The organism is Streptomyces sp. NPDC007907 (assembly GCF_042959365.1).
Taxonomy (GTDB): domain Bacteria; phylum Actinomycetota; class Actinomycetes; order Streptomycetales; family Streptomycetaceae; genus Streptomyces; species Streptomyces indiaensis.
The window spans coordinates 440887-457742 of record NZ_JBIBKR010000008.1 but is presented as its reverse complement, the minus strand read 5'-3'; the positions used below and the strand labels follow the sequence as shown (position 1 = coordinate 457742).

At 73.2% G+C, this 16856-nt stretch carries 12 protein-coding genes; 4 read left to right on the top strand and 8 right to left on the bottom strand.

The window, feature by feature from the left end; all coding sequences use genetic code 11:
• Window positions 1-74: 74 nt before the first annotated feature.
• The 8 genes from ACFZDI_RS31515 to ACFZDI_RS31480 all read right to left on the bottom strand — a co-directional run bounded on the left by ACFZDI_RS31515 (window position 75) and on the right by ACFZDI_RS31480 (window position 7984).
• Entirely contained in the window at window positions 75-1082 is a 1008-nt protein-coding gene (locus ACFZDI_RS31515; RefSeq protein WP_234849132.1) for a beta-ketoacyl-ACP synthase III, read from the bottom strand.
• On the bottom strand, window positions 1079-2071 hold the full coding sequence (locus tag ACFZDI_RS31510; protein ID WP_234849131.1) for a VlmB-like protein: 993 nt from the start codon (window positions 2069-2071) through the stop codon (window positions 1079-1081). Before ACFZDI_RS31510 ends, ACFZDI_RS31515 begins: the two co-directional genes overlap by 4 nt.
• The gene (locus tag ACFZDI_RS31505; RefSeq protein ID WP_030234929.1) at window positions 2068-2625 is read right to left on the bottom strand and encodes a flavin reductase family protein; all 558 of its coding nucleotides are present in this window, start codon (window positions 2623-2625) and stop codon (window positions 2068-2070) included. Before ACFZDI_RS31505 ends, ACFZDI_RS31510 begins: the two co-directional genes overlap by 4 nt.
• Window positions 2622-3230 (bottom strand): hypothetical protein, encoded by a 609-nt coding sequence (locus tag ACFZDI_RS31500; RefSeq protein WP_391255203.1) that lies wholly within the window; start codon window positions 3228-3230, stop codon window positions 2622-2624. Before ACFZDI_RS31500 ends, ACFZDI_RS31505 begins: the two co-directional genes overlap by 4 nt.
• A 21-nt stretch (window positions 3231-3251) precedes the next feature.
• Window positions 3252-3734, bottom strand: coding sequence for a type II toxin-antitoxin system RatA family toxin (locus ACFZDI_RS31495; protein WP_043378878.1), 483 nt, complete (start codon window positions 3732-3734; stop codon window positions 3252-3254).
• 2 nt (window positions 3735-3736) lie between these two features.
• Window positions 3737-5032, bottom strand: coding sequence for an aminotransferase class III-fold pyridoxal phosphate-dependent enzyme (locus ACFZDI_RS31490; protein WP_391255201.1), 1296 nt, complete (start codon window positions 5030-5032; stop codon window positions 3737-3739).
• A gap of 135 nt (window positions 5033-5167) precedes the next feature.
• The gene (locus ACFZDI_RS31485; RefSeq protein ID WP_234849128.1) at window positions 5168-6307 is read right to left on the bottom strand and encodes an acyl-CoA dehydrogenase family protein; all 1140 of its coding nucleotides are present in this window, start codon (window positions 6305-6307) and stop codon (window positions 5168-5170) included.
• Window positions 6308-6352: 45 nt separating this feature from the next.
• Complete coding sequence (locus tag ACFZDI_RS31480; protein WP_234849127.1) at window positions 6353-7984, bottom strand: aldehyde dehydrogenase; 1632 nt, start codon at window positions 7982-7984, stop codon at window positions 6353-6355.
• A 150-nt stretch (window positions 7985-8134) separates the two neighbouring features.
• Here ACFZDI_RS31480 and ACFZDI_RS31475 point away from each other — a divergent pair, with 150 nt between their 5' ends.
• From ACFZDI_RS31475 to ACFZDI_RS31460, 4 genes are read left to right on the top strand one after another with little or no spacing between them, the layout of a single operon-like run.
• On the top strand, window positions 8135-8449 hold the full coding sequence (locus ACFZDI_RS31475; protein ID WP_030234905.1) for an acyl carrier protein: 315 nt from the start codon (window positions 8135-8137) through the stop codon (window positions 8447-8449).
• An 11-nt stretch (window positions 8450-8460) separates the two neighbouring features.
• Window positions 8461-14169, top strand: a complete 5709-nt coding sequence (locus ACFZDI_RS31470; RefSeq protein WP_391255196.1) for an SDR family NAD(P)-dependent oxidoreductase — start codon at window positions 8461-8463, stop codon at window positions 14167-14169.
• 18 nt (window positions 14170-14187) lie between these two features.
• Window positions 14188-15804 (top strand): fatty acid--CoA ligase, encoded by a 1617-nt coding sequence (locus tag ACFZDI_RS31465; protein ID WP_361118471.1) that lies wholly within the window; start codon window positions 14188-14190, stop codon window positions 15802-15804.
• Window positions 15805-15842: 38 nt separating this feature from the next.
• Window positions 15843-16847, top strand: coding sequence for an LLM class flavin-dependent oxidoreductase (locus tag ACFZDI_RS31460; protein ID WP_391255193.1), 1005 nt, complete (start codon window positions 15843-15845; stop codon window positions 16845-16847).
• Window positions 16848-16856 lie beyond the last annotated feature (9 nt).

Genomic DNA, 16856 nt, shown 5'->3' with positions numbered 1-16856 from the left:
CAAGCGCCCGTTCTCCGCTGTGTCGGACAGCGCTTGTTGGAGGGGCCGGCCCGGGCCCCGCTTGTGACGGGACGTCAGAGGGCCTGCACCTCGGGCCAGACCAGCGTGGTCGCGCCCCAGGACAGCCCGCCGCCGAACGCGGTCAGCAGCAGCCGGTGCCCGGCGGTGAGCCGTCCGTCCGCCGCGCTCTCGGCCAGCAGCAGCGGCAGTGAGGCGGCGCCGGTGTTGCCGACCTGTTCGATGTTGCTCAGCCGCCGTTCGCCGGGGATGCCGAGCCGCTCCGAGACCGCCTCCAGGATGCGGGCGTTGGCCTGGTGCGCGGCGAACCGGTCGACGTCGCACGGCCGCCAGCCGGCCCGCTCGGCCGCCTCGGTGGAGGTGGCGGTCATCCGCTCCACCGCGTGCCGGTAGGTGTCGCGGCCCACCATCCGGAAGAAACGGTCCTCCGGTGCGGGCTCCCGGCCGGACGACCGCTGCCGCGACCCTCCGGCCGGCACCTCGATCAGATGGCTCAGCCCGCCGTCGCTGCCCAGCACGAGCGGGCCCACCGCGCCCGGCTCCCCGGGGGAGCCGGCCCGCAGCAGCACCGCGCCCGCGCCGTCCGCGAAGATCACCGCCGTGGTGCGGTCCTCGGGGTTGATGATCGTCGTGAACGCGTCCGCGGCGATCAGCAGCACCCGGTCCGTCACCCCGGCGGCGATCAGGCCCGCCGAGCTGGCCAGGCCGTACAGGAAGCCGGAGCAGACGGCGGCCACGTCGAAGGCGGGCACCTCGCCCAGTCCGAGCCGCGCCGCGACCTGCGGGGCGGTGGCCGGGCACGGCTGGTCCGGGGTGGTGGTGGCCAGCACCACCGCGCCCGCGCGCCCGTCTCCCGCCGACTTCAGCGCCCGCAGGCCCGCCTCGACCGCCAGGTCGCTGGTCGCCGTGCCCGGGGCGACCACACAGCGCCGGGCGATCCCGGTGCGCGAGCGGATCCAGTCGTCCGAGGTGTCCAGGCGCCGGGCCAGATCCTCGTTGGTGACCACGTCGGGCGGGACGTACGACCCGATCCCGCAGATCACGGCGGCCCGTCGGGTGCTCACGCGCCCGGCCCCGGACTGCTGAGGATCTCCAGGGGCAGGCCCATGTAGGCCATCCGGGCCTCGGCCATCTCGTCGGTCCACCGCTCGGCCATGTCGTAGCGCTGCTCGGGAGTGGTGTCGAGCATCCGCACGCCGGGCCAGATCTCGTAGTCGCCGATCCGGTCGGCGTGCCGGAGCATGCCCTCCTGGAACAGCTCCTCGCGGTGGATCACGAACTCCCGGTCGGGGATCTCGTCCCACAGCCGCACGCCGGCCCGCAGGATCTCCAGCAGGCGCGGACGGTACTCGGGGTGCGCTGCCACGTGGTCGCGCAGGATGGTGCTGGCCACCGTCAGATGGCGGATCTCGTCGATCGCGGTGCCGCGGGAGATCTCGCCGGTGGCCGGGGACAGGGGAGTCCACTTGCGTTCGCTCAGCTCGGCGGCCGGCGCCAGCACGCCCTCGATGACGATGGCGAAGACGGCGACACCACCGGGGAAGTCGGCCTGGTCCCGGACGATGTCGAGGGTGAAGTCGACCACCGGGTCCAGCACCCGGGCGCGGTAGTCCCGGGCCATCTCGTCGATGCTCTTCAGAAGCGTGTCGGCCGGGATGCCCAGCTCCACCAGGTGGTTGCGGAACACCCGGGCGTGCCGTGCCTCGTCGAGCAGCTGAGTGGCGTAGAACTCCATCTCGGGGATGCCGGGCGCGATCGACACGTAGTGGCCGAGCAGCCGGGTGGCCAGCTCCTCGGACAGCCCGCGCAGACCGAACTCCAGCACCAGCGCCTCGCGCAGCGGGCCCGGCTCCTTCAGGAAGTCCGGGACGACCGCGTCGTCGTGGTGGCCGGTCACGCCGCGATCGCGCAGCGTGCCCTGGGCAACCGAGGTGATCCAGTAGGCGAGGTTGCACTCCTCGGGACCGAGGGTGAGTTCCTTCGCCCCGTCCAGCAGACCGGGCGCCTTGTCCCAGTCGGCCTCGGGGGCCACGAGTACCTTGGACTGCGTCATGACGCGGCGGCCTCCTTCGCCGGGTGCAGGGTGCCGGCGTGCAGGCGGCCGGCGTAACTGAGCAGGGGGAGCCCTTCGTCCGCCCTGGCGCGCACGACGTGGCCGAGCAGCAGCTCGCTGTCGCCCGCGGCGTGGGCGGAGTGGAAGCGGCAGGTGTAGTGGGCGAGCGCGCCCGCGATGAGCGGGGCCTGCGCGTACGGATCCGCCGTCCAGGCCAGGCCCGCGAACTGGGCGCTGCCGTCGGGGCGCCCGCTGTCGGCGAACCGGCGGGCCACCTCCGCCTGGTCACCGCCCAGCACGTTGATCGCGAACCGGCCCTCGGCGGCGGCCCGCCGCGCGAAGGACGACCCGGCCCGCAGCACGACGCCGACGAGCAACGGCTCGCGCGAGACCAGGGTGACCGTGCTCGCGGTGGTGCCGTGCATCCGGCTCTCCGGGCCGGTGGTCAGCACCGACACCGGGGACGCCAGGTGGTAGAGCGCCCGGCGCCGTTCGGCCGGGTCCTGGCGGACGGGCCGGCGCGTGCGCGGGCCGGTCACGGTCGCGGTGCTCATCGCAGCGCCTCCGCTTGCCTGGCCGCGGACTCTCCGGCCACGGCGGCCTGCGCCGGGGTCTCCTGCGCCGCGGCGGCGTCCGCCCGCGGTGCCAGCACGGGCTTGCGGACCGGGACGTGCCCGACCGGCACCGGGTCCGTCACATGCCCGACCGGCTTGGGGTGCGGCAGGCCCAGGTCGTCCAGGAGCCGCAGGTAGCCGGGCTGGCGGACCGGCTCGAAGGGCAGCGCGAAGGACTTCATGAAGTTGCCGAACAGCCCGCGGTCGCCGAAGAGGTGGAAGGGCAGCACCAGCAGCGCCCACTCCGGCTTCACCAGCCAGCACCACAGCGCGGCCACGGCGGCCTGGGTGATGAGGCTGTGCATCACGTTGTACAGGACGTAGTACGCCTTGTGGATCGGCCGCCCGCCACTGCGCCGGAACGCGATCGCGCCCGGGATGTAGCCGATCAGGTCGATGTAGAGGAAGAGGGCGATCGCCGGCAGCCAGCGGATCTCGTCGAAGTGGGCGATCATCAGGCCGGTGGTGACGGCGAAGCCCACCAGGTACTCGGCGCGGTGCAGCGAGTACGTGCGCGGTGTCTCGAACGGGTTTGCCTGGTCCATGGTCAGCAGCTCCCTGATGCGCTAGGCGCCGACCGCGGCGGGCGGGGTGAGTTCGATGCCGCCGCTGATGCGCACGGCGGGGAACAGACCGGTCAGCGCCCAGGCCACGGTCTCCTTGATGACCCGCTCGGCGATCGGGTCGAGGATGCCCTCCAGACTCGGGATGCCGAAGTCGAAGTCGGCGTCGAAGCGGACCGCGACGTCGTCGCCGTCCTGCGTCACCGACCAGGTCCCGGAGAAGGAGTCGAAATCCCCGTCGGACTGCTCGAAGCGGATCTCGCCCTGCTCCGGCAGCACCGTGTCGTCCTCGGTCCAGCGCAGCAGGCCGCTGCGGAAGTGCAGCTCCCAGCTGGAGGAGGCGGCGGGGTCGGGGTAGGCGGCGTGCACCGTGGTCGCGTTGACGTGGGGCGCCAGGTCCGGGTACCGCTCCCAGCGCCGTACGGCGTGCAGGACCGTCTCGGCCTGCTCCCCGGGTATCAGGGCATCGAGTTCGACGTGCCTCACGATCAGTTACCGCCTTCCGGCATCTTGGCCGCGCCCCGTACGAGGTCGCGGGTGGCCAGGTCGAAGGAGTTGAGGAGGAAGTCCACGTCGGTGTCGCCGAGCACGGCGGGCGGGGTGAACCGCACCACCGAGCTGCCGTTCATCGAATGGTTGGCGACCACGCCGTGGTTGAACAGTTCGATCAGCAGCTCGCCGGCGAGCCCGGCCTCGACGAGCTCGACGCCGATCAGCAGGCCCCGGCCGCGCACGTCCACCACGAGGTCGGGGATGTTGCGGCGCGCGATCTCGGTGATCGCCGGCAGCAGCCGGGCGCCGAGGTCCAGCGCCCTGGTGACCAGGCGCTCCTCCTTCACGGCCCGGATGGCGCCCTGGACCGCGGCCATCAGCACCGGCTGGCCGGAGAACGTGGCGGTGTGGACGTAGGGGTCCTTGTCGAAGGGACGGAAGGCCTTGCGGGTGGCGACGGCCGCCGAGACCGGCATCACCCCGCCGCCGAGCGCCTTGCCGGCGAGCAGGACGTCCGGGACGACGCCCTCGATGTCGGCGCCCCACCACTCGCCGAGCCGGCCGAAGCCGGACTGCACCTCGTCGAGGATCAGGAAGCCGTCGTACTCGCGCACCAGCTCCTCGACGCGCTTGAGGTAGCCCTTCGGCGGGATGATCACACCGCCCTCGCCCTGGACCGGTTCGAGGATGACGCACACCTCGCCCGGGTGGGCGGCGAGTTCGGCCTCCAGGGCGTCGGCGTCACCGAAGGGCAGGTGCAGGAAGTCGGGCACCAGCGGGCGGAACGGCCGCTGGTAGACCTCCTTGGCGGTGGCCGACAGTGCGCCGAGGGTCTTGCCGTGGTAGCCGCCGCGCATGGAGACCGTGCGCTTGAAACCGCCCGCGCGGGCCAGCTTCAGGCCGGTCTCCACCGCCTCCGCCCCCGAGAGCGCGAAGTGCACCCGGTCCAGACCGGACGGCAGCACCGAGACCAGTGCCTCGGCCGCGCGGGCCACGGTGGGCTCCAGCAGGATGCGGGTCGCGGTGGGGTGGGTGCGCAGCTGGCGCTCCACCTCCTCCATCACGATCGGGTGGCGGGCGCCCATCACGAACACGCCGTAGCCGCCGGCGTTGAGGAAGCGCTCACCGTCGCTGGTGGTGAGCCAGGCGCCCTCGGACGCCACTTCCATGTGGCTGCCGAACAGCTCGGCGAGCGTGGCCCGGCCCTTGCTCAGATGCGCGCGGTACAGGCCGAGGACCTCTGCCTCGGCGTCGGCGGACGAAGCCGCCGGGGATTCCTGGACGACGGTCACGTGTGGCTCACTCCAAGAGGTCGTGGGGTCGTGCGGACAGGACCGGGCCCGTGCCGCGGCCGGGGTCCTGTCCGGCCGCGGCAGTGGTGCCGTGACCGGGTTCTCACCGGCCGGCGAACCGTCCCGGCCGCGGCCCTAGGCGAGGACGAGCTGGCCGCCGTCGAACCAGCGCAGCAGCGGCTCGGCGGCGGCGGTGCGCGACGGCGGGTGGAAGGCGAGGGCCCGCAGCGCCGCCGCGGCCTGTGCCGGACCGGAGCCGCGGATGAAGTCCAGGCCGCCCAGCAGCTCCAGGGCGCGGGAGGCGATGTCGGGCAGGGCGTTCTGCACGGCGTACCGGGCCACCAGTACGCGGGCCACCGACTCCTCGTCACCGGGCTCCGGGCCGGTCGCCCGCGCGACGCCCTCCAGCAGCGCGACCGCGGTCTCCATGTCCACGGCGAGGGAGGCCCGCTCCGCCACGCTGCCGCGCTCGCGCTCCAGCACCTGCTCCACCAGCGCCAGCGCACCGCCCGCGTACCCGGCGGAGATCAGCATCTCGAACCAGACGAACCCGGCCGACTGGAGGTCGTCGAGGCGGTGCGGGTCGTCGGCGCCGGCCCGCACGACCATGCCGGCCGGCACGAACACGTCCTCCAGCCGCACCTCGTCGCTCTCCGCGCCCGCCAGCAGGTCGTTACCCCAGTACGGGTGCACGGTCAGGCCGGGCGCGTCGGCCGGCACCAGGGCGAGCGCCAGCTCCGGCTCGCCGTCGTCGCCGTGGATGGCGACGCTCGCCGTGAGCAGGCTCATCGAACGGGACAGGCTGCACGGCTTCTTGGCGCCGGTGAGCAGGAACCCGTCGCGCACCGGGCGGGCGGTCACGGCCGGCTTGAGGATGTTCTGCGCCGTCCGGCCCTCGGCCCAGCCGGACGCCACCACCTGCTGGTCGGGCACGATCCGGCGCAGCAGGGCCGTCTGCTCGTCGGTCAGCCGGCCTGCCTTGACGGCCAGCGAGTACAGCATCGCGACGGTGAAGTGGTGCATCGACACGGCCGCCACCAGCGACGGGGACACGGCGCCCAGGGCCAGCTGGACCCGCAGCGCGTCCAGCGCGTCGGCGCCGTGGCCGCCGTACTCCTCGGGGATCAGCAGACCGACCCCGCCGTGGATGCGGAACAGGTCGATCACCGGGCTGCCGGGCCGTTCGCGGTCGGTGTACGGGATCTGGTCCAGCTCCTTGAGCAGACCGGGGTGGAAGCGCTCGCAGACGGAGCGGGCGAGGTCGAGGGAACGCAACGGAAGCCTCCAGCAAAGACGGCGGAGTTCGGGGGCGGAGGGCGGTCAGGCGCCGAACACGGCGTCGTACGGGCTGACGCCGTGGGCGATGCTGACGCCCTGCACGTGGGAGGTCTTGAGCATCGGGTAGTTGGCCTCGCCGAAGGCGCCGCCGGTGCGGCCGGTGCCGCCGTGGCTGGGCAGGTAGGGCAGGAAGCCGATGTGGGAGTCGTTGACCTTCAGCAGGCCGCCGTTGACGACCCGCCGCACGAAGGTCTCGATGACGTGATCGGAACGCGACCACAGGGAGTTGCGCAGCCCGTAGTCGTTGCTGTTGACGAAGCGCAGGAACGCCTCCAGGAGGGCGTCGTCGTCCTCCCGCTCGGGGACCACGATCGGCACCAGCGGGAAGAACGTCTCCTCGCGCACCACGTCGTAGGTGCGCGCCCGGTCCAGGCCGTCCACGCGCACCACCGTCGGCTGGAGGAAGACCCCCGTCTCCGAGGGCGTGCCGTCCAGTTCGGTGCGGTGGCCGCCGGTGACCAGCTCGGCGCCGTTGTCCAGCGCCTGCCGCAGCAGCCGGAAGAACCGCTCGCTGCGCCGCACCGGCGACAGCAGCACGTCCTCCTCCTCGGGCAGGCCCGGCCGGATGCCCTTGACCTGCTCCTTCACCTCGGCGATCAGGCTGTCCGCGACGTCCGGGTGCACCAGCACGTAGTTGGGCACCATGCAGATCTGGCCGGAGCCGTAGAAGGCCTCGGTGATGGCCTCGGCCGCCCACTTGACGTCGGCGTCCTTCCACACCACGATGCCGTCGTTGCCCGCCAGTTCGAGGATCGGCTTCTTGCCGTGCGCCACGCACTGCTGCTCGAAGCGCAGGCCCTCCTGGCTGCCGCCGATGTAGAAGATGTCGTTGATCAGCGGGTCCGCGATCCAGCGGTCCATGGTCTGCTTGGGGTTGCTGCACACCGCGTTGAGCACCCCGGCCGGCGCGTCCATCTCCTCCAGCAGCGGCGCCACCACGTCCCGCAGCAGCCACATGGTGCTCAGCGCGATGCTGCGCGGCGCCCGCACCACCACCGCGTTACCGGCCATCAGCGCCAGCACGCACAGGGCGGCGCTCGGCAGGGGTGCGTTCTGCGGCGGGTTGAAGGCCACCACACCGTCGGGCTGGCGGTGCAGCACCAGCGTGCGGCCGGCGTACTCCTTCTCCACCCGCATCTGCTTGGTGTACCAGCGCAGGGAGCCCGGGGAGTAGATCTGCAGCAGGCAGCTCAGTTCCCAGCGGGCCAGCTTGACCGGGTGGGATTCGGCGACCAGCATGCGCAGGAACTCGTCCTGGTGCTTGATGAGTTCCTCGCGGAACCGGGTGCCCAGCCGCATCCGCCGCTCCAGCGGCACGGCCGCCCAGTCGGGTGCGGCGGCGGCCGCGGCCTGCGTGGCCAGGTCGATGGACGCGTCGTCCGCGACCGCGCAGCGCCCGACGACGTACGGGTGCCTGGCCGCCTCCGATTCCGGGTCCTGCTCCAGGGCGCGCTTCAGGCTCACGCTGGTGAACACGTCTTCCAGCAGGGACCGGCCGCTGACGGTGTACACCCACCCGTCACCCGCGACGTCCTTGCCCGCGATGTAGAGGTCGTAGCTCTTGATATCGGAAGGTGCCTCGGCACTCTCCTCCTGCGCGGCTTCGCGAAGCATCTTCAGCCTTTCACCTTTGGCGAGCGGATTTTTCGAAGCAGTGCGAGCGTGGCAGCGGAATCTGACCCGGCGCTGACAGGGGGCTGATTCAGCCAAGCCGGCCCCGCCGTCCGTCAGTGGGGCGTCAGCCTGCGCTGCTTGCATGACCGCATGCCACCCGTCGACAGCACTGTTCAGCGCCTGCGTGATCTGCCGCGCGCCGAACTCGCCGAAGAAATCGAGTCGATCGTCCTGAAGAAATTCAGGGCGGTTCTCCTCATGGACGAATCCGAGGACCTCCCGCTCGACATCAGCTATTTCGATCTCGGACTCACCTCACTGCGGCTGACCGAGATACGCCAGAGCCTGGAGCGGCTCCTTGATCTCTCCATCAACGTCAACGTGCTCTTCAACGAGCCGACGGTCGCCCATCTCGTGGACCACCTGACCCAGGCCGTCCAGGACAGTTCCTCTCAGGAAAGCTAAGGAGTCCCTCCATGCCGCGTGCGGAATCCCAGCAGCCGCCCGAGCCGGTCGCGATCGTCGGAATCGGTCTGCGATTCCCCGGCGGCAGCACCTCGCCAGACGAGTTCGACGCCTTCCTGCGGGAGGGGCGCAGCGGGATCGGCCCGATCCCGCAGGACCGGTGGGACGTGGCCGCGTTCACCCCCGAGACCCCCGAGGACAAGGGGAAGATCCACACCACCGCGGGGGGCTTCCTCGACCGCGTGGACCTCTTCGACGCCGCCTTCTTCAACATCTCCCCGAAGGAGGCGCGGTACATGGACCCCCAGCAGCGCCTGCTGCTGGAGACCGCCTGGCAGGCCCTGGAGCACGCCAACATCGACCCGGCACCGCTGCGCCGCGGCAACGGCGGCGTCTACGTCGGCGCCAGTTCCATCGACTACGCGCTGGAGCTGGAGTCCCTGCCGTACGAGGAGATGGACGGCCACCTGGCCTCCGGCATCACGATGTTCCCGCTGTCGGGCCGGCTGTCGTACTTCCTGGGGTGGCGCGGACCCAGCATGAGCGTCGACACCGCCTGCTCGTCCTCCCTGGTCGCCCTGCACCTGGCGGTGCAGGCCCTGCGCTCCGGCGAGACCGACATCGCGCTGTGCGGCGGCGTCAACGCCCTGCATCACCCGCGCATCCCGGTGATGTTCTCCAACGCGCAGATGCTCGCCCCGGACGGGCAGTGCAAGACCTTCGACGAGTCGGCCGACGGCTACGCGCGCGCCGAGGGCTGCGGCGTCCTGGTCCTCAAGCTGCTCTCCGACGCCGAGCGTGACGGCGACCGGGTGCTCGCCCTGGTGCGCGGCACCGCCGTCGGCCAGGACGGCGACAGCGCCGGACTGACCGTGCCCAACGGTCCCGCGCAGGAGAAGGTGATCCGCGCCGCGCTGGCCACGGCCCGCCTCGCCCCCGAGGACATCCAGTACGTGGAGGCGCACGGAACCGGCACCCCGCTCGGCGACCCGATCGAGTTCGGCGCCATCGGCGACGTGTTCGCCGAGTCGCACACCGCCGACAACCCCGTGCTCACCGCGTCGGTGAAGACCAACCTGGGCCACATGGAGCCGGCCTCCGGCATCGTCGGTGTCATCAAGACGGTGCTGCAGCTGCGCTCCGGCACCATCTACCCGCACCTGAACCTCACCACTCCGTCCGGGCGCATCCCCTGGGACCTCTACCCGCTGCGCGTGCCGACCGCCTGCGAGCCATGGCGGGCCGAGGTGCGCCGCGCGGTCGTGAACAGCTTCGGCTTCGCCGGCACCATCGGCGCGGTGGTCCTGGAACAGGCACCGCAGGCGAGCCCCGCGCCGCGTTCCTCCGGCACGCCCGCCGCCCCGCTGTTCACCCTCTCCGCCAAGAGCTCCGCGGCCCTGCGCGAGCAGGCCGCGAACCACCGGCGGCTGCTCGACGAGCGGCCCGACCTCCCCCTCGACGCCCTCTGCCACACCGCCAACGTCGCCCGCACCCACCACCCCTACCGCGTCGCCGCCCCGGTCGCCGACCGCGCCGCCCTGGCCCGGCTCCTGGAGCGGGCGGCCGGCCAGGACCACGAGGGCCCCAGCGGCATCCGCAAGACAGCCTTCATGTTCACCGGCCAGGGCTCCCAGTACGCCGGCATGGGCGCCGCCCTCTACGAGGCCCTTCCGGAGTTCCGGTCCCATGTCGACGCGTGCGACCGGCTGTTCGCGGAGCACCTGGACCGCTCCGTGCGCGACCTGCTGCTCGGCACCGCCGAAGACCCCGGGGCGATCGATCGCACCGAGTACACCCAGCCCGCCCTGTTCACCCTCGAGTACGCCCTCGCCCGGCAGTGGATGGCCTGGGGCGTGCGCCCCAACGTGCTCCTCGGGCACAGCATCGGCGAGGTCGTCGCCGCCGCGGTCGCCGGCCTGTTCAGCCTCCCCGACGCCGTGCGGCTGGTCGCCGCGCGGGCCCGGCTGATGCAGGCGGTGCGCGCCGAGGGCGGCATGGCCGCGGTTGCCGCCCCCGCCGAGGACGTCGAGCCGCTCCTGGAGAGCCGCCCCGACCTCGCCCTGGCCGCGGTCAACGCCCCCGACCAGTGCGTCGTCTCCGGCGCCCTCCCCGCCCTGGAGGAGGTCTGCGGCCTCCTCAAGGAGCGCGGTGTGCGCGTCGACCGGCTCACGGTCTCGCACGCCTTCCACTCCCCGCAGATGGCCGAGGTCTACGACGACTTCCGCGCCGCACTCGACGGCATCGAGTTCCACGAGCCGGCCATCAGCCTGATCTCCAACGTGACCGGGCGGCTCGCCCGGTACCGCGACATCGCCACCCCCGACTACTGGGTGCGGCACATCGGCGAACCCGTGCGTTTCCTGGACGGCATCCGCGCGGTGGTCCGGCGCGGCCGGCACGCCATGATCGAGATAGGCCCGCAGGCCGCGCTGACCGCGCTCGCCCGGCGCGGCGTCGCCGCCGACGACCACCTGTGGCTGGCCAGCCTGCGCCGCCGCGACCGGACGGCCACCACCACCCTGACGGCACTCGCCGAGTACTACGCCGCCGGACTCACCGTCTCCTGGCCCGGCTACCACGCCGGGCACGCCGTACCGGCCAAGGCGGACCTGCCCACCTACGCCTTCCAGCGCAAGCGCTACTGGCTGCCGGCCGCCGGACCCCGCCGCGCCGCCGCGGGCGGCACCGCCCGCCACCCGCTGCTCGGCACCGAGGAGCGCTTCGCCTCGGGGGTACGGGAATTCACCGCTGAGTTCACCGCCGAGGACCTCGGCCCGCTCGCCGACCTGGCCGACGGCGGACGCACCACCCTGCCCGCCGGCGCCTACGTCGACCTGCTGTTCGCGGTCCAGGACGCGGTCCGGGGCCACGCCCGGTCCGCCGTGCGCGACCTCCGGCTGCTCGCGCCGCTCGACGTTCCCGCCGAGACCAGGACCGCCCTGACCACCCGCTGGCGGCCGCTGCCGGGCGGGGGCGCCGAGGTGGCGGTGTTCACGGTCGTCGGCGGGGAGGAGGACGTGCACGCCACCGCGGTGATCGCCGCCGACCCCGAACCGGTGGTCCCCGTCTCCGAACTGGCCGAACTGGACGCGGGCCTCGCCCCCGCCGGAACGCAGATCGACGACGAGGACATCTACACCGACCTCGCCTCCGTCGGCCGCCCGCACGGCCCCCGGATGCGGCTGCTGCTGCGCGCCGCCCGGCACGCCGACGGCCTGGTCACCGGAGAGCTGACCGGCCGGAACGCCTCCGCCGTCGAACACGTGCCGGCGGAGCTCGTGGAGGCCGCCGTCCAGGCGTGCGTCGTCCTCGACCCCGAGGGCCCGGTGTTCGTGCCCCGCGGCGTCGCCTCGGTCCGCCACTTCCGCAAGCCTCGCGGGGAGGAGCTGCGCGTCCTCGCCCGGGTGCACGGCGACCAGGACCGCCGCACCGCCGACGTGCTGCTCCTGGAGAACGGCGACCCGGTCGCCGAACTGCTCGGCGTCCGGCTGGCCCGCCCCGAGGGCAGCACCGGCCGCCGCCGGTTCCTGCACCGCCCCGAATGGGTGCGCCGCGCCCTGCCCGCACCGCAGACCACCGCCCCCGCCCGGCACGTCGTGCTGCTCGACCCGTCGCCCGCCCGCGCCGCCGACCTCGCCGGACGGCCCGGCCTGAAGGTCACCCGGGGCGCCGGCCTCACCGAACTCAAGGCAGCCCTGGAGGACCCCACCGTCACCGACGTCTGCCGCGTCTGGCGGCAGCTCCCGCAGGCCATGTCCGCCGACCGGCTGCGCGCCGAGTGCGAGGAGAACTACCGCGAACTGCTCGCCCTGGTCACCGCGCTGGACGCTACGGGCACCCCCCGGCCGCCCCGCCTGTGGCTGGTGACCGAGGGGGCACAGTGGCTGCCCGGCGACCCGGCCGGCGACGGCGGGCACCTGGCCGCCGCCACGCTCTGGGGCTTCGGCCGGGTGCTGCTCACCGAGTACCCCCAGTACCGGGCCACCCTGGTCGACGTCGCCCCCGGCAGCGGCCTGACCCCGCTGCTGGAGGAGTGGCACGCCGAACCGCCCGGCGAGTACCAGGTCGCCCACCGTCCGGGCCGCCGCTACGTCCGCCGGCTCCTCTCCGGCGACGCCCCGCTCACCTGGTCCGGCGGCTTCGAACTGCGCGCCCCCGACTCGGGCGACCTGTCCGACCTCGCGCTGGTCGCCGCCACGGACGTGCCCCCGGGGGCCGACGAGGTCCAGATCCGCGTCCGGTCGGTCGGCCTGACCGCCGGCGACGCCCGCACCGCCCTGGACACCGGCCGCGCGGAGCGCGAGGAACTGCTCGGCGCGGAGGAGGAACCCCCGCCGCTGCTCGGCACCGCGGCCACCGGCACGGTCCTCGCCGCAGCCGAGGGGACCGGGTTCGCGCCGGGCGACGACGTCCTCGTACGCCACGACGGCACGTTCCGCTCCACGCTCACCGTCCCCGCGGCGGCCGTGGTGCACGCCCCGTCCGCCGAAGAGGACGACGGCTCCCGGCACTTCCGCCTCGACGAGACCGGCGAGGCGCTGCGGACGGCCCTGTCGGACCCGTCGGGACAGTCCTGGGTGACCCTCCCGGACGCCCCCGAGACGGAGCCCGCCGCACCCGGCGAGGAGGTCCCGGCCGCCCTGCGCGAGGACCGCACCTACCTCGTCACCGGCGGTCTGGGCGGCCTCGGCCTGGTCACCGCCCGGAAGCTGATCGCCCTCGGCGCCCGCCACCTGACGCTGGTCAGCCGCAGCGGACGGCCCACCGAGGAGGCCGCCCCCGTCCTCGCCGACCTCGCCGAGCACGCCGAACTCGACCTGGTCCGGGCCGACATCGGCCGCGCCGAGGACGTGCGGCGGCTGGTGCGGCACCTCGCGGCCGGTCCGCACCCGGTGGGCGGGATCGTGCACGCCGCAGGCGCCTACGACAAGAAGCTCATCGCCGAGCTGACCTGGGAGGCCATCGACGCCCAGCTGGAGGCCAAGGCGTACGGCGGCTGGCTGCTGCACGAGGCCGCCCGGTCCTCCTTCCCGGAGCTGGACTTCTTCGTCACCTACTCCTCGATCGCCTCGGTCCTCGGCGGCGCCACTCAGGGCCACTACGCCGCGGCCAGCGCCGCCCTCGACGCCCTCGCCGAGTGGCGCGGCCGGCAGGGCGTGCCCGGCCTGTCGGTGAACTGGGGCGCCTGGGCACGGGTCGGCATGTCGGCCCGCCTGGAGGAGCACCTCAGCCAGGAGATCGAACGCAGCGGCGTGCGCTTCTTCTCCCCGACCCGCGCCCTGGACACCCTGGCCAGGCTCTGGGGACGCCCCCGCACCCAGCGGGTGGTAGGCGAGTTCGACTGGGACCGCTACGTCGCGGGCAGCGTCACCGGCGACCTGTTCTACGACCGGCTCGCCCGCAACGCCTCCGACGACGACACCGGCCTCGACCTCACCGCGCTCGCCGCCCTCCCACCGGCCGAGCGGAGCGCCGCCGTGACCGGGGTCGTCCGCGAGAAGGTCGCCGCCGTCCTGCACCTGGAGGAGGGCGACGAACTGAACCCGAACACCGAGTTCGTCTCCCTGGGTCTGGACTCGCTGATGGCCCAGCAGGTCAAGGCCGCCCTGGAGCAGGCGTTCCGGCTGCCCCTGCCGGCCTCGCTCACCCACGACCACCCGACCGTGCGGCAGCTGGCCCAGTTCCTGAGCGGGCAGCTCGAGCCGGTGCCGGCCGCCTGACGCACACAAGGACGGATCATGACTGACACACCCAGCGGCACACCGAGGGAGCGCTGGACGCTCACCCACTCCTCACGGGCCCACGCCGGCAGCCGGCCGGACCACCCGGCCATCATCTGCGAGGGCCGCGTCACCACCTACGACAAGCTGCACCGCGACAGCAGCCGTGCCGCGCACGCCCTGCGCGCCGGCGGTGTGCGGCGCGGCGACCGGGTCGCCTACCTGGGGCGCGAGTCGGAGAACTACTACGTGGTGATGCTCGCCTGCGCCAAGGCGGGCGCGGTCCTGGTGCCGGTCAACTGGCGGCTCACCCCGACCGAGGTGGACCACATCCTGCGCGACTCCGGTGCCGCCCTGATCTTCGTCGACGACGAGTTCTGGGACACCGTCGCCGCGGTGCGCCACCAACTGCCCGGTCTGCGGCGGGTGGTCCGGGTCGACGGCACCGACGCCGACGGCGAACCCGCCCGCGGCGCGGGCCTGCCCGCCTGGGCCGCCGACCAGCCCGACTCCGAGCCGGTGCCGGGCACCGGCCCCGACGACGCCGTGGTGCAGATCTACACCAGCGGTACCACCGGACTGCCCAAGGGTGCCGTCCTCGCCCACCGCAGCTTCTTCACCCTGCCGCACGCGATGCGCGAGCACGGCGTCGCCTGGATCGACTGGCTGCCCGACGACGTCAGCCTCATATCGCTGCCGGGTTTCGGCGTCGCGGGCATCGGCTGGTTCCTGCACACCTTCAACGCGGGCGGCACCAACGTGATCATGCCGCAGTTCGACCCGCAGGAAGCGGTCCGGCTGATCCGCACCCACAAGGTGACCACCACCTTCGCGGCCCCCGCCATGCTCCAGATGATGGCCGCCGAACGCGGCGCGGGGCCGGAGGCGTTCACCTCCCTGCGCAAGATCGCCTACGGTGCGGCGCCCATGTCCGAGACCCTGCTCAAGCAGTGCCTGGAGACCTTCGGCTGCGAGTTCGCGCAGATCTACGCCAGTACCGAGACCGGCAGTGTGGCGGTGTGCCTGCCGCCCGACGCGCACCACCCGGGCAGCCCGGTGCTGGACTCGGTCGGCAGGCCGTGCCCCGGCAACGAGGTCAAGGTGATCGGCCCCGACGGCGACCCCCTCCCGCCCGGGGAGATCGGCCAGATCTGCGTGCGCGCCCCGTCCCGGATGCTCGGCTACTGGAACCTGCCCGAGGCCACCGCGCGCACCCTGGTGGGGGAGTGGCTGCACATGGGGGACGCCGGCTACCTCGACGAGGACGGCTACCTCCACCTGTGCGACCGCATCAACGACACGATCATCGTCGCCGGGCAGAACATCTACCCGGCCGAGGTCGAGAAGGCGATCGCCGCGCACCCGGCCGTGGCGGACGCCGCCGTCGTCGGACTGCCCGACGAGCACTGGGGCGAGAGCGTGCACGCGGTCGTCGTCCTGCGCCCCGGTGCCGAGGCGCACCCGCGCGAACTGCTGCTCTCCCTGCGCGGCCGCCTCGCCGACTACAAGATCCCCACCGCCTACCACTTCACCGACTCCCTGCCCCGCAACCCCTCCGGCAAGATCCTGCGCCGCGCGGTGCGGGAGCGGCTGACGGCACCGGCCCGGGACCCGCTGGCCGGCACGGTCGCATGACACCGCGTCAGCCACCACGGACAGAAAGGTCGTCGCCCATGAACGGGCCCCTGCACGTCGGCATCCTGCTGCCCACCCGGGAACAGGCCATCAACGGCACCTACGCGGCGGCCCCGCTGCTGGACTTCGCCCGGCAGGCCGAGGCACTGGGATTCGACTCCCTCTGGGCGGGCGACTCGCTCACCGCCCGCCCCCGCCTGGACCCGCTCGTCGTCCTGGCCGCCGCTGCCGCCGCCACCGAGCGGATCACCGTCGGCACCGCCGCCCTGACCCCGGCCCTGCGCCACCCGCTGATCGGCGCCAACATGGTCGCGAGCCTCAGCCACGTGGCCGCGGGCCGGCTGGTCCTCGGGCTCGGCTCCGGCTTCCCCATGCCCGAGACGGAGGAGGAGTTCGCCTCGGTCGGCGCCAGCTTCCACGGCCGCGTCGGACGCCTCGACGAGATCACCGCCCTGTGGCGCACGGCCTGGCGCGCCGGACAGGAGGGCGAACCGGCCGACTTCCAGGGCAGGTACTGGCAGGCCGACCACCTCGACCGGCTGCCCTCCCCGGCCACCGTCGGCGGCCCGCCGCTGTGGCTGGCCGGCAGCGACACCCCCAAGGTGCTCGCCCGCGCCGCCACCCGCTACGACGGCTGGCTGCCGTTCCTGCCCGACCCCGGCGCCTACGGCCGGGCCCGCCGCCGGATCGCCGAGCTCGCCGAGGAGGCCGGCCGCCCCGCCGGCGCCGTCACCCCCGCCCTGTACGCGACGATCACGGTGAACCGCGACGAACGGGCGGCCGAGGCCGAACTGGAGCACTACATCAGCCACTACTACGGCCGTTCCCTCGACCAGATGCGCACCATCCAGGCCTACGCCTGGGGCAGCGCCGAGAAGTGCGCCGAATGGCTCGGCGGCTACGTCCGGGCCGGCGCCCGCCACCTGGTCCTGAGGATCGGATCGCTCGACCCGGAACCGCAGTTGAAGGAGATCGCCGAGGTGCTGCTGCCCGCGGTACGCGCCCTCGGCCCGACCACCACCGTGGGGAGTACACAGTCGTGACCAGTACCA